The organism is Sulfurovum sp., from assembly GCF_041551015.1.
GTDB lineage: Bacteria > Campylobacterota > Campylobacteria > Campylobacterales > Sulfurovaceae > Sulfurovum.
Map to the genome: position 1 here is coordinate 1 of NZ_JBFENQ010000036.1, position 13671 is coordinate 13671.

The 13671-nt window shown below is 37.2% G+C and carries 14 protein-coding genes and 1 pseudogene; 9 read left to right on the forward strand and 6 right to left on the reverse strand.

The genetic code is table 11. From position 1 onward, the window contains the following. On the reverse strand, nt 1-398 hold a 398-nt coding region (locus ABZC96_RS03740), incomplete at its 3' end, for a DMT family transporter (protein ID WP_373029199.1). 93 nt (nt 399-491) lie between these two features. On the opposite strand from ABZC96_RS03740, the gene ABZC96_RS03745 reads away from it, so the two are divergent. Then, nucleotides 492-752, forward strand: coding sequence for a peptide methionine sulfoxide reductase (locus tag ABZC96_RS03745; protein WP_373029179.1), 261 nt, complete (start codon nt 492-494; stop codon nt 750-752). Here ABZC96_RS03745 and ABZC96_RS03750 read toward each other — a convergent pair. Then, complete coding sequence (locus ABZC96_RS03750; protein ID WP_373029180.1) at nt 745-1485, reverse strand: DUF3108 domain-containing protein; 741 nt, start codon at nt 1483-1485, stop codon at nt 745-747. The genes ABZC96_RS03745 and ABZC96_RS03750 overlap by 8 nt on opposite strands. 76 nt (nt 1486-1561) lie before the next feature. Here ABZC96_RS03750 and ABZC96_RS03755 point away from each other — a divergent pair, with 76 nt between their 5' ends. From ABZC96_RS03755 to trpS, 3 genes are read left to right on the forward strand one after another with little or no spacing between them, the layout of a single operon-like run. Continuing rightward, a complete protein-coding gene (locus ABZC96_RS03755) occupies nt 1562-2755 on the forward strand; it encodes a mechanosensitive ion channel family protein (protein WP_373029181.1) in 1194 nt (397 codons plus the stop codon). 30 nt (nt 2756-2785) lie between these two features. Beyond that, nucleotides 2786-4192, forward strand: coding sequence for a ribosome biogenesis GTPase Der (gene der, locus ABZC96_RS03760; protein ID WP_373029183.1), 1407 nt, complete (start codon nt 2786-2788; stop codon nt 4190-4192). 53 nt (nt 4193-4245) lie between these two features. Beyond that, nucleotides 4246-5205 carry a tryptophan--tRNA ligase gene (trpS, locus tag ABZC96_RS03765; RefSeq protein WP_373029185.1) on the forward strand — a complete coding sequence of 320 codons (960 nt, stop codon included), beginning with the start codon at nt 4246-4248 and terminating at the stop codon, nt 5203-5205. An 18-nt stretch (nt 5206-5223) separates the two neighbouring features. On the opposite strand, the gene ABZC96_RS03770 is transcribed toward trpS, so the two are convergent. The 4 genes from ABZC96_RS03770 to ABZC96_RS03785 all read right to left on the reverse strand — a co-directional run bounded on the left by ABZC96_RS03770 (nt 5224) and on the right by ABZC96_RS03785 (nt 8568). Then, nucleotides 5224-5457, reverse strand: a complete 234-nt coding sequence (locus tag ABZC96_RS03770; RefSeq protein WP_373029187.1) for a hypothetical protein — start codon at nt 5455-5457, stop codon at nt 5224-5226. A 240-nt stretch (nt 5458-5697) separates the two neighbouring features. Beyond that, nucleotides 5698-6480 carry a glutamate racemase gene (gene murI, locus ABZC96_RS03775; RefSeq protein WP_373029189.1) on the reverse strand — a complete coding sequence of 261 codons (783 nt, stop codon included), beginning with the start codon at nt 6478-6480 and terminating at the stop codon, nt 5698-5700. Nucleotides 6481-6659: 179 nt separating this feature from the next. Then, nucleotides 6660-7988 carry a transcription termination factor Rho gene (rho, locus tag ABZC96_RS03780; RefSeq protein WP_373029190.1) on the reverse strand — a complete coding sequence of 443 codons (1329 nt, stop codon included), beginning with the start codon at nt 7986-7988 and terminating at the stop codon, nt 6660-6662. A 190-nt stretch (nt 7989-8178) separates the two neighbouring features. Next, entirely contained in the window at nt 8179-8568 is a 390-nt protein-coding gene (locus ABZC96_RS03785) for a hypothetical protein (protein ID WP_373029191.1), read from the reverse strand. An 88-nt stretch (nt 8569-8656) separates the two neighbouring features. Between ABZC96_RS03785 and ABZC96_RS03790 the strand changes: the two genes are divergently transcribed. The 5 genes and pseudogenes from ABZC96_RS03790 to ABZC96_RS03810 all read left to right on the forward strand — a co-directional run. Beyond that, a complete protein-coding gene (locus ABZC96_RS03790; protein ID WP_373029193.1) occupies nt 8657-11071 on the forward strand; it encodes a heavy metal translocating P-type ATPase in 2415 nt (804 codons plus the stop codon). Then, nucleotides 11071-11322, forward strand: coding sequence for a cbb3-type cytochrome oxidase assembly protein CcoS (gene ccoS, locus ABZC96_RS03795; RefSeq protein WP_373029195.1), 252 nt, complete (start codon nt 11071-11073; stop codon nt 11320-11322). The genes ABZC96_RS03790 and ccoS overlap by 1 nt, the downstream gene beginning before the upstream one ends. Nucleotides 11323-11376: 54 nt before the next feature. Then, nucleotides 11377-11940, forward strand: a complete 564-nt coding sequence (locus ABZC96_RS03800) for a YfaZ family outer membrane protein (protein WP_373029197.1) — start codon at nt 11377-11379, stop codon at nt 11938-11940. A gap of 36 nt (nt 11941-11976) precedes the next feature. After that, on the forward strand, nt 11977-12996 hold the full coding sequence (gene galE, locus ABZC96_RS03805) for a UDP-glucose 4-epimerase GalE (protein ID WP_373029198.1): 1020 nt from the start codon (nt 11977-11979) through the stop codon (nt 12994-12996). Next, a pseudogene (locus ABZC96_RS03810) lies at nt 12996-13671 on the forward strand (phosphomannomutase/phosphoglucomutase); the annotation flags it as partial. The gene galE and the pseudogene ABZC96_RS03810, both read left to right, overlap by 1 nt.

Genomic DNA, 13671 nt, shown 5'->3' on the forward strand with positions numbered 1-13671 from the left:
ATCCCTATAAATCCTATGATAATGGCAAGTAAGGCACTTCTATGTAGCTTCTCATTTAAAAACAGATATGCAAACATAGCCACAAATATCGGTGAGGTTTTGTTATATGTCACTGCTTCTCCAAGAGGTATATACGCCATAATGTAAAAATACGCCAAAAGAGCTGCAAAGCCCATGGAACCACGGAAAAGAAGTAAGAAGGGTTTGCCTCCTGTTTGTTTCAATGGGACTTTGTAAATGGCAAATCCTACGAGAATGACGCCAAAAATATTTCTGAAAAATGTGACTTCAACAGGAGGTAGTACTTGGCTTACGACTTTGGCAAAACCACCCATAAGTGCAAAGCTGAGCGAAGCCAACAGCATCAAAAGGATACCTCTATCCATATTTTTAATCATTTTTCTCAAAGATTATCCTAATTCTTTCTAAAAATTTTTTGCATATACAAAGCCACATTTGCTAATTTTGTGAAAGTGTAGCATAATACATTTATGAATAATACAGAATTTTATACAAACCTTTTAGCCATTCCCAATGGTGCCAATGATGTTCGTTATCTTGGCAAACGATATCTACTAAGAAAAGAGACACTGTTGGATGGTAAACTTCTCAAGATCTATGCTGAAGAGTTAGGAGGAAATGACATTGTCAGCGGAAACTACCATCCAAGTATAAAGGGTGGAATGTTAAAACCCTGTGAAATGTCAGATCAAAAAGTGATTGACTTTGTTTTACATGCTGATACTATTTGATTCTATTAAGATGAGCATCCCCATAAAATAAAATATCTTTGATCACAGACTTAGATATAAATCCGTCTTTTGCAACAGCGAGCAAGATATCACCTTTTTTCTTTCTAAAATTCTTTTGATGAATAAGCGCTTTTGCGTAAAGCATTGCACCTGTTCCTAATTCTTTTATATAAGGTGCTGCATCTGCATCACTGGGTGCAGTAATTTGTACTTTACCATCTTGTTTTTCAAGACCTACAGCTTTAAAAATATATTTTTTACCCTTTTTTTTCACAGCATTACCTAAGTTAAAATAGAGTGTCAAGAGATCATTTTTAGCATAAAATTTAAGTTTTTCAGTACGGTCTGTAATTAACTTCCCATTACGCCATTTTCTATATCTTTTTGTTACATACTTACCTTTGTGATTGATATGATACTCTTTACTTACTTTTTTATCGCTCTTCGTACTTATCATTTGATACGAGTCGCTGACCATCAACCCATTTTCCATATGTCCTTTAGAAACATAATGCTCAGTTGGGCTACGCATAAGTACTTTTGCCAGTCCTTCTACGATGACTGTTGTCTCAATCTTATAGGTTTTATGATTCTGTGTAAGTGTGTTTTGAATGGTTCCTACCGTACCAAATATACCAAAGGTTGCTGTATAGTTTAACTGAGTCACCTTCGCTGAAGCAAAACTTCCTAAAAATAAAAATAAACCAACTGCTATAAAAATTCTTCTTAACACATCTATCCTTTTCTATCTGAACTTATATCAAATTCTACTATAATTATATGTATAAAAAGTGAAGGATAACATAAAAATGCCAACAACGGAAGTGAATACAACTGAGCTGAATGCAACGATTGATTTAAATGTGATAGATGGTCTATCAATGAATCTTGAAGGAACCGTACAAACAATGCTAGTGCCTCTGTATGAAAAATATCCTTTTTTAGCAAACACATTTTGGGACATTCCTTTAGCCAATCTTTTAGCAGCAATATCAGTTTTTTTACTCTTTTTGCTCTTTCGAAAACTTTTTACGCTTATTGTTATGGGTACCCTTCAAAAAATTGCTAAATATACAAATACATACCATGATGATAAGATCATCTCTGCACTGAAAGACCCGGTACGTTTTGCGTTCATACTGATAGGAACACACCTCTTTTTCCTACTTATTTTCAAAGAAACCGAATTAATTAAAAATATTCTCAATACACTGGTTGTCTACACTATATTCTGGGCCATTATCTCCGTTTTGGAATCCATGCGGGGATTATTTCATCATGCTACAGAAAAATTTAATCCAGATCTTGCCAAAGAGATGGGTAATTTCATACTTAAAATAGTCAAATTCCTTGTAGGTGCACTGGGTCTAGGTGCGATGCTTCAAGTATGGGGTATAAATGTGACTGCTCTTGTTGCTTCTCTTGGACTTGGAGGTCTTGCTTTTGCTCTTGCTGCGAAGGATACTGCGTCAAATATGTTTGGCTCTTTTGCCTTGCTTGCAGATAAATCTATCCGTATTGGTGAGTGGATCAAAGTCGGAGGAGTAGAAGGTACTGTAGAAGATATAGGTATGCGTACAACCAAAATACGCTCCTTTGAAAAATCACTCATCACTGTTCCTAACCAAATTGTCTCAAATTCTCCTATAGAAAACTTCTCTCGCAGAGGTGTTCGTAGGATTAAAATGCATATAGGACTTACCTATGGTACCAGTAGGAATCAGGTGCATACCATAGTACAAGAAATTAGAGCTATGTTACATAATCATGAGAAAATTTCCCAGAAAGATACTTTACTCGTCAACTTTGAATCTTTTGGAGACTCTTCACTCAATATCTTTATCTATACATTTACCAACACTTCCAACTGGGAACGCTACTTAAATATACGTGAAGATATTCATCTGAAAATCATGAAAATCGTTGAAGATAATGGATCAAGTTTTGCCTTTCCTTCTCAGTCTATTTACGTGGAACAGATGCCTGAAGAAAATATGCTATAATTCTAACAATTATTAAGAAAGATTATATTTATGCAAGAACTTAAAAAAGTAGCCATATTAGGCCGACCAAACGTAGGAAAAAGTTCACTCTTCAACCGTTTGGCAAGACAAAGAGATGCCATCACTGCAGATGTTTCAGGAACCACAAGAGATATTAAGAAACGTATCGTAACTATTTCAGGGAACCGTGACTTTGAAATAATAGATACCGGAGGGATCGACTACTCTTCAGAACTCTTTTCCAAAGTAGCCGAATTTGCACTGAAAGCTGCCGATATGGCAGATATTATCATTTACATGGTGGATGGTAAAACATTGCCATCAGAAGAAGACAGAGAACTCTTCTACAAACTTCAAGCAATGGGTAAACCACTTGCACTTGTTGTCAACAAAATTGACAATGACAAAGAAGAGGAACGTTACTGGGAATTTTTAGAGTTTGGTGCGGATGCAACATTCCCTATGTCAGTAAGTCATAACCGTTACTTTAATGACTTCTATGCCTGGCTTGAAGAACTCATCCCTGCACAAGAAGAAGAACCTGAAGGACTTGAACTCACAGAAGATACAGAAGTAGACCCTTTCGATGAAATAGTCCGGGATATTAACAGTGTCAAAAAAGAAGAAGTTGACAATGAGATCAAAGTCGCCATCATCGGCCGTGTCAACACCGGTAAGAGTTCACTGCTTAACGCACTTTTAGGTGAAGAACGTTCTGTTGTCTCTGATGTTGCCGGTACTACCATTGATCCTATCGATGAGATGATTGAACACAATGACTATAAAATCACATTTGTCGATACTGCAGGAATCAGAAGAAGAAGTAAAATTGTTGGTATCGAAAAGTATGCACTTACACGTACTACAGAAATGTTGGAAAAAGCAAATCTGGTACTGCTGATGATAGATGCAACCGCAGGTGTTACAGAGCTTGATGAAAGGGTTGCAGGACTCATTGAGAAATATAAATTGGCTTGTCTTATCGTTGTCAACAAATGGGACATACATGGAGACAAAACCTATGAGGAAGTTGTAGAAGAGATTCGTGATGAAATGAAATTCTTGCACTATGCACCACTCATTACCATCTCTGCAAAAACAGGCCTACGTGTCAACAAAATACTTGATCAAGTCACTGAAATCTATAAACGATATACACAACGTATCCCTACTTCTGAACTTAATGATACCATACGTGAAGCCATAAGAAGACACCATGTACCAACACACAATGGTGCCGTCGTCAACATCAAGTTTGCAACACAGTATGAGACAAAGCCACCTAAAATAGCCCTTATCAGTAACCGACCGGAATTCATACACTTCTCCTATAAACGTTACTTGGCAAATTTTCTTCGTAGTAAGTTTGACTTTGAAGGTGTACCTTTGGATATCGTTGCACGTAAACGTGGTGAACGGTTTGATGACGATGAATAGGTTTTTTTACTAACACTTCGCTATAATCTCCTAAAATAATTTTAGGATGACACATGCGTGTACTTACAGGAATACAAGCTTCAGGAAAACTTCATATAGGAAACTATTTTGGAGCGATGAAGCCTATGGTTGAGCTTCAAGAAGAGCATGAACTTTTTACATTTATCGCCAACTATCACTCACTGACCACTTCAAAAGATGCAGCTACGCTTAAGCAGCACACAATAGATGCCGCTGTTGACTATCTTTCAGTTGGTATTGACCCGGAGAAAACAACATTTTGGGTACAAAGTGACATGCCTGAAGTACTTGAACTTTACTGGATACTTTCCAAGTTCACCCCTATGGGACTGCTAGAACGTGCACACTCTTACAAAGACAAAGTAGCAAAAGGTATTGCTGCGAATCATGCACTCTTTTCTTATCCTGTACTTATGGCTGCAGATATACTTATGTTAGACACTGAAAAAGTACCCGTAGGAAAAGACCAGATCCAACACGTTGAGATGACAAGGGATATAGCGATAAAATTCAACAATGAGTATGGAGAGGTCTTTACACTTCCTGAGCACATTGTACAGGAAGATGTTGCTACGATCCCTGGAATTGATGGACAAAAAATGAGTAAAAGTTATAATAATGCCATCGATCTTTTTATGGATGAAAAGCCATTGCAAAAAAGGTGTAATAAGATCATATCATCTTCAACTCCATTAGGGGAACCACTGGAATATGAAGGAGACAATATCTATGCACTTGCTTCACTTTTCTTAAATGATGAACAAAAGCTTGAGCTACAAGAACGTTATAAAAGCGGTAAAGAAGGATATGGTCACTTCAAAAAATATCTCAAAGAGTTGATTTGGGAAGAGTTGAGTGAAGCTAGGGAAAAAAGAGAGTATTACCTCAACCATATGGATGAAGTAAATGACATCTTGGCACAGGGTGCTAAAAAAGCAAGAGCCATCGCAAATGACAAGATGCTAAAAGTAAGAGAAGCGGTAGGACTATAAGTCCTACTCTGACTTCATTTACTCCTCTTTCTCTAAGTCAGCATCTTCATCTGTATCGATATCATCTTCCTCATTATCGAGGTCATCATCTTCCTCTAACTCAGCATCAGTTGGCATTTCATATGCAGTCTTATCTAATGGGTCTATGAAATTTTGATCATCGATCATGTTGTACTGTACAATTAAATATACGATACCTATAGACAAAAGTCCAACAAGCAATATAGCAAAGCTCTCTAACAAATTTTTCATTTTTTATCCTCAAATTGGTAGTCTGGCAAACTCAAAGATCAAGTTTCTGAGTCCCATAACTTTTCTGCACTTGCTTCACAACAAATTAGGCTTTTTACATACAGTAAAACCGTATGGAAGTATTTTATCATAGATAAGTTTATAGTAGCCATTTTTCATAAAAATATAATTTGAAATAACTTTAACTAATGTATAATTAAGTAGCAAACTAAGAAAAATCCGAAAAAAATCCTCATCGCTTTAAATTTCTATTAAATGTATATTTTCATATATTTCAATAATACTATCTATAATTTGTATTTGAATCTCACCGGTAGTGTGAATATGTACCTGCAAGTCACCCTCATTGAGATGTCCTTTTTGGGTTCCTAGTGTAAGTAAATGTTTGGATATAGCTTCACCTGTATGAATCAGTCTCACATTACAGTCCATAATATTTTCTATACTTTGACTTACAAGAGGGTAATGCGTACATCCTAACACAATAGTATCTACATTATTCTCTCGCATAGGTGTGAGCCATTTTTCCAATAAAGCTTTTGTCTCTTCACTCTCTATCTCGCCTTTTTCTATCTGTTCAACCAAACCGGGACAGGCCTGTTCATAAATATCAACACTTTTTTGTAAGGAGAGTGTCTGTGCCAGCTTCTGATATTTATCTCCCTGAAGTGTAGCCGGTGTAGCTAAAACACCTATTTTACCTGTTTTTGTCTGTTCTATAGCAGGTTTGATGCCGGGTTCTGTACCGATTATGATAAGTGAGGGATACGTTTCACGCAAATGTTTAATCGCAGAAGAAGTGGCTGTATTACATGCCAATATCAGTGCATCTATGTTATGGGTATTGATCAGATATTGAGTGATATTAAGAGAGTATTGTAAAATTTGTTCTGGGGTTTTCTCACCGTAAGGTGCATTTTTGGTATCTGCTACATAAAAGATCTGTGCACCTTTGATCACTTGGGTCATGGCTTGAACAACCGTCAAACCACCCAAACCAGAATCAAAAACACCAATACGCATTATGCCTATCTCCCTGAAGATGGGCAAAGCCCTTCTTCGATTACCCCATTAGGAAATGCCCCTGGGGTGCCCCTCACTTCTAGTCCAACAGACTGATGCATGGAAATCACTAAATGATTTCTCGTAAAAGCTTTGTCTATCGACTCAGAAACAAAATAAATTGTTTTCATGCTGATTACCTATGCACCTTCGTTCATCATAGAAAGAAACTCTTCATTTGTTTTGGTTTTCATCATTTTAGAGAAGAGGAATTTAAGTCCTTCTACCTCCTCCATGTTTTGCATTGCATTTCTTAATGCCCATACTTTTTGAAGGGTTTCAGGATCCATCATCAATTCTTCTTTTCTTGTTCCAGACTTCGTTACATCGATAGCAGGATAGATACGTCTTTCAGATACATGACGACTGAGAACCACTTCAGAGTTACCTGTACCTTTAAACTCTTCAAAGATCACTTCATCCATACGGCTACCAGTATCTATAAGTGCTGTAGCAATGATGGTCAAAGAACCACCCTCTTCTATATTTCTTGCTGCACCGAAGAAACGTTTTGGTTTATGCAGTGCATTTGCATCTACACCACCAGAAAGTACTTTACCTGAACTTGGTGTTACAGTATTGTAGGCACGTGCTAGTCTGGTAATAGAGTCAAGTAAAATGATGACATCTTTACCCATCTCTACACGTCTTTTGGCTTTTTCTATCACCATTTCGGCTGTTCTTACATGGTTTTGTGCGGGGAGGTCAAATGTTGAAGCATACACTTCACCTTTAACTGAACGTTGCATATCTGTTACTTCTTCCGGTCTTTCATCTACAAGCAGTACCATAAGAGATGCATCCGGATTATTATGTGTCACACCATGTGCAAGCTCTTTAAGTAATTCCGTTTTACCCGTTCTTGGAGGTGCAACGATAAGTGCTCTTTGTCCTTTACCTATAGGGGTAAAAAGATCAAGTACACGTCCTGTCATTTTCATAGGATTATACTCAAGCTTGAGTTGTTCACTTGCATACAGTGGTGTGAGGTTTTCAAAAAGAGGTCTCTGTTTTGATTTCTCTGGAGCCACATAATTAATCGCTTCAATTTTAAGAAGTGCATAATACTTCTCTTGGTCTTTAGGTGAGCGTACCTGACCTGTAACGATATCACCATTTCTCAGTGCAAATCGTTTAATTTGTGTGCCACTTACATAGGTATCATTACTTGAGTTGGCAAAATTTCCATCTATAGAACGCAAAAAACCAAAGCCATCGTTCATGACTTCAAGAATACCCGTATAGAGTATAAATCCACCCTGGTTTACTTGTGATTTAAGGATTTCAAAAATAAGATCTTTTCTCTGAAATTCATTTGGATTTTCAACTTTTACTTCTTTTGCTATGGTCACAAGTTCTGTGAGTGGAAGTTGTTGGAGATTTTCTATTTTGTAGCCATCTACTGGTACATGTGTTCTGTTTTTTCTGTTGGCAGCATTGCCATTAGAAGATTTTTTATTATCGCTCATATTTCCTCTTGTTTTGAATATGCATTATGGAGATTGTACGTTAGCCATACGATATGCTACGTGTAGTTAAAGTATTATAATCCTTTTTGGCTGAAATTATAATTAAAGGACGCCTCTTGAGCAAAGCTCAACAGACTACGTTGACACTATGTCAGATTCAGCATCTGGCTCTGTGACCAATCACATGAATTTATGTTAGAGCATAAAACAATAATGGTGGATACAACACGGCTCCCATCAAAAAAAACATTGAAGGCATTTTCCATTCTAACATTTGTGCTAACTCTGGGGATACTTCACGCTCTATAAACACTTTTTTAATCAATTCTATTTTATAAAATATATCAAAAATTTTAATCGCTAAAAGAAATACCATAGTTACATTCAATACCCCGGTAAGAAGTACCACAAATAGTATAAAATAAAATCCTGGCTGTATGAGAAAAAACAGAAAGATACTTTTTTGATAATAAGCATAGAGTTTTTCCAAAACACCTAAAAGTGTTTGGGCACGTTGAATATATGCTTCAAAAAGTTCTGCAAAAAGAAGGATGATCGTAAATAAGAGTGCATTTTCCATAGAAGATTTTACCCATATTTAGATAAAATATAGACTTCTCGTAATGTGGACAAAAATAGACATATTACAATCAATTAAGGAAGCATATTTGGCAGACATAACATGTACCCACTGTAATCTCACTTTCCCTGAAGAAGTGATGATCGCAGAACAGCAGAATGACAAACAACTCTTTTTCTGCTGCAAAGGCTGCCAAGGTGTCTACCATCTATTGAACTCTGAAGGGTTGGATACCTTCTATGACAAGTTAGGTGATACCAAACTTCAACCTGCCATACAAAGCAATGAAGATCTGGAAAAGTTTGACTTAGAAGGATTTAAAAACAAGTACATCACTACCCATGAAGATGGACTGTGTGAAATTAACCTCATAATAGAAGGTATACACTGTTCTGCCTGTGTATGGCTCAATGAAAAGGTACTGCATAAAACAGATGGTGTCATTGAAACCAGTATCAACTATACCAACAACAAAGCTAAGATCATATGGGATCCTGAGATCATCAAACTCTCTAAAATTATAGAAACGATTCGTTCTATTGGTTATAACGCTTATCCTTATGACCCAAAACTTCAAGAAGAACGTGCCATCAGTACAAGAAAAACATATTATTCTCGTATTTTAGTGGCTGTTTTTGGGTCTATGAACATTATGTGGTTGGCTGTTGCACACTATGCCGGATATTTTGGGGGGATACAACAATCTTTTAAAGACATCCTCAATGTTGCTGAGTTTATATTGGCTACACCTGTACTCTTTTACTCTGGATGGATCTTTTTCAGAGGTGCCTACTATGGCTATAAAAACAACATTGTCAACATGGATACCCTTGTTGCTTCAGGTGCACTTTCCGCCTACATTTACTCTATCTATGCGATGATCAGTCAAAGAGGCGAAGTCTACTTTGACTCTGTGGTGATGATCATCACTTTTGTACTTGTAGGAAAATACCTTGAAGTACTGAGTAAAAAACATGCTGTTGATACCTTAGATGGTCTTATGGGAAGTACACCAACTGAAGTAACAACCCTTAAAAATGGGGTAAAGTCACTGGTGAGTATTGAAAATATCGTCGTGGGAGACATCATCGAACTTAAACCCGGTGAAAAAGTAGTTATAGATGGTGAAGTGACTTGGGGACAAGGCTCTTTTGATGAGAGTTCACTCACAGGAGAGAATGAACCTGTCTATAAAGAGAAAAATGACACTATTTTAAGCGGTTCTCTATGCTTAGACTCTGTTGTACACTATAGTGCAATAAAAGATGCTTCAAACTCTATGTTGACCTCCATTGTCAATCTGCTTGAAGAGTCCATCACAAAAAAACCGCGTATAGAACAATTGGCAAACTCTGTATCCGGATACTTCTCTACAGTTATCCTCATTATAGCTCTACTGACTTTTGTGGGGTGGTACTTTTGGGCTGATAGTTTTGAACAGGCACTTATCGTAGGTATCTCTGTTATCGTCATAGCCTGTCCTTGTGCTTTAGGTTTGGCTACACCTATGGCAACTCTTGTGGGTATCTCTGTGGCTGCAAAAAGAGGTATTCTTTTTAAAGAAGCTTCATTTCTTGAAACTATGGCAAAAAGTGACATACTTGCCTTAGATAAAACAGGCACCATTACTGAAGGTAAACCCTCTGTAGTAAAATCAGACTATTTTGAAGTATTTGATCCCTCTTTACTCTACTCTCTTGTAAGTACATCCAACCACCCTATCTCAAAAGGGATCAAAGCATACCTTGAATCTAAACATGATGAATTAGAAAGTTACACACTTGAAGAGATCACAAGTATCGAAGCAAAAGGTGTCAAAGCCAGTTATAAAAACCAACAGCTTCTTGGTGGAAATGCTGCACTAATGCAAGCCTCAAATCTGGAAGTGAATACAGATTCAAAAAATGCTCTCTTCTTCTTTGCCATAAATGATGTACTTGTTGCACGTTTTGAACTGACCGATACCATTAGGGAAGGAGCAGCTAACGCTATAAAAAACATCCAGGAGTTAGGTGTTAAAGTTGTTATGCTTACAGGAGACCATGAACAAAGTGCACAAAAAGTAGCACAAGAAGTAGGTGTAGATGAAGTCTATGCCAAACTTCTTCCACAAGACAAATCAGCTATGATAGACAAGTTTCACCAAGATGGACATGTGGTGGTTATGGTTGGAGACGGTATCAATGACGCCATCGCTCTTGCTTCTTCAAACATCTCCATAGCAATGGGAAATGGTGCAGATGTTGCCATCTCTGTAAGTGATATCGTGCTTTTAGATGAAAAACCTGAAAGTATTTACGAGTCTTATAAGCTATCACGCAGAACCTTTGGTGCAGTCAAAGAAAATCTTGGTTTTTCATTGTTGTATAATGTCGTTGCTGTTCCACTGGCCGTCATGGGATTTGTCAATCCACTTGTAGCAGCACTCTCCATGAGTTTGAGTTCACTAGTTGTAGTTGGTAATTCAATGCGTATAAAAAGTTTAAAATTTAAGGATAAATAATGTCAGAAAATATAGTCATTTTAATGATAGGGGTCTCTACATTTTTAGGTGCTATAGGCTTGATAGCTTTAATTTGGGCAGTGAGAACAGGACAATTTGACGACCATAGCAAATTCATAGATGCGGTACGTTACGACAATGAAGAAGACTTGCAAGATGCTGCTATGATGGAAAAAAAGAAAAAAGCATATAAAGAAAAAATCAAACAAGAAAAACGTGAAAAAGAAAAAAACTATCGACCTGCTGATTAGTATCTGTAAAGAAAATTGTGATAGTATTATATGAATAAATATTAAAGGTTTACTATGTACTTCAAAAAACTCTGTATCACTTCTCTTCTTTCGCTTGGGCTGCTTCATGCCCAAAGCAATGTTGGAATTAACATCAACGATGAAGATCTGGAAGTAAGTGCTTCTATCGATCTCAATGCTTTAGCCTACTATTCAGATAGTACTTCATATACGCTTGATGCTTCTTATCTTCATACTGATGGTGACAACTTAACGACTGTAGGTGTCAGTGCAGAAAGTACTTTTCAGGGCGTAGAAGGGCTTGCACTTGGATTAGGGATAAAATCTGTTTTTGCTGATGATTTTATCGCTATTCCTTTCTTTGCAAAAGCAAAGTATACGCTCCCCTTAAATTACAGCATACCTACTACTTCACTCACGACAACTCTTGCATATGCACCTTCTGTTCTCGCATTTAGTGATGCAGAAAGCTATACTGAGTTCAGGGTAGAGGCTGATATGGAAATTATCACCAATGTTCATCTCTTTACAGGTTACCGTAATATAGGTACAGAGTATGATACTAACGATCAAACTTTCAATAACAGCTTTTATGGTGGGATGAAACTTAGTTTTTAGTGATATACTTTTAGCTTCAAAAAAAGGAACTTCCCTATGCATATATTAGTCACCGGTGGTGCCGGCTACATAGGATCACATACTTGTATTTTGCTGATAGAAGCAGGATATAATGTTATAGTCTTCGATAACTTTTCCAATGCGTCAAAAGAGAGTATTAAAAGAGTTGAAAAAATTGTAGGGAAAGATATTACACTTGTAGAAGGTGATATACGAAACAAGGATGATCTACACAAAGTATTTAATGCCCATAAGATAGATGCAGTCATCCACTTCGCCGGTCTTAAAGCAGTGGGAGAATCCGTAGCAGATCCTCTCAAATATTATGACAATAATATTCATGGTACCATTGTACTTTGTGAAGTGATGACTGAACACCATTGCAAATCCATTGTCTTTAGCTCCTCAGCTACCGTATACGGTGACCCACATACCACACCAATCAAAGAAGATTTCCCTCTCTCTACTACCAATCCTTATGGCAGAAGTAAGCTTTTCATAGAAGAGATGTTAAAAGACCTTTATATTTCAGATGACACATGGAAAATAGTTTTACTGCGATACTTTAACCCTGTAGGAGCACACGTTTCAGGAACTATAGGCGAAGATCCTCATGGTATTCCCAACAATCTTATGCCTTTCATCGCCCAAACGGCAGTAGGTAAACGAGAACATTTGAATGTTTTGGGAGATGACTATGAGACACATGATGGTACAGGAGTAAGAGACTACATTCATGTGATGGATCTCGCAGATGGGCATGTCAAAGCACTGGATAAAATTGATACTTTCGATCAAGTTATGACCATCAACTTAGGTACGGGAAAGGGCTACTCTGTACTCGACATGGTCAAGGCTTTTGAAAAAGCGTCAGGCAAACGAGTACCCTATCAGATTGCACCAAGAAGAGCTGGTGATATAGCAGAGTGTTTTGCAGACCCTAGCTATGCCAAAGAGATCCTAGGTTGGGAAGCTACGAGAAGCATCGAGGAGATGTGCGAAGATAGCTGGCGATGGCAATCAAACAACCCAAATGGATATAAGGAAGAAAAATAATGGCACAAGCTATAGAAAAAAGTATATTTAGAGAATATGATATCCGTGGGATTTTTGAAAAAGAACTCAATGAAAAATCTGTTAAACTTATAGGCTATTATCTAGGTCAAAAAATTGCTGGGGACAAAGTCGTTTCCATCGGTTATGATGCAAGGTCTCACTCTCCCATCCTAAGAGACTATCTGACTTCTGGGCTCAATGCAGCTGGATGTCAAGTGTTAGATATGGGTATGGTGGCTACTCCAGTCAACTACTATAGCAACTACATTGATTTTGATGGTATCACTACAGATGCTTCCATTATGATCACGGGTTCACATAATCCCAGCGAATATAACGGTTTTAAAATGACCATTGATAAAAGTCCTTTCTTTGGGGCTGATATTTATGCCCTAGGTGATGAGATCGTAGCAAATCAAGATATTGTCATTGAAAACAATACAACTAAAACTGATATAGATGTAAAAACACCTTATATAAACTTTATGGTAAACGAGTTTGATCACCTTAAAGGCTTCCCTAAAAAAATAATTTTAGATGGAGGTAATGGTGTTGCAGACACTGTTATAACAGATATTTTTGATGCTTTGAAATTTAATTATACAGGACTCTATCTTGAACCGGACGGTACTTTTCCAAATCACCATCCGGACCCTTCTGTAGAAAAGAACCTTG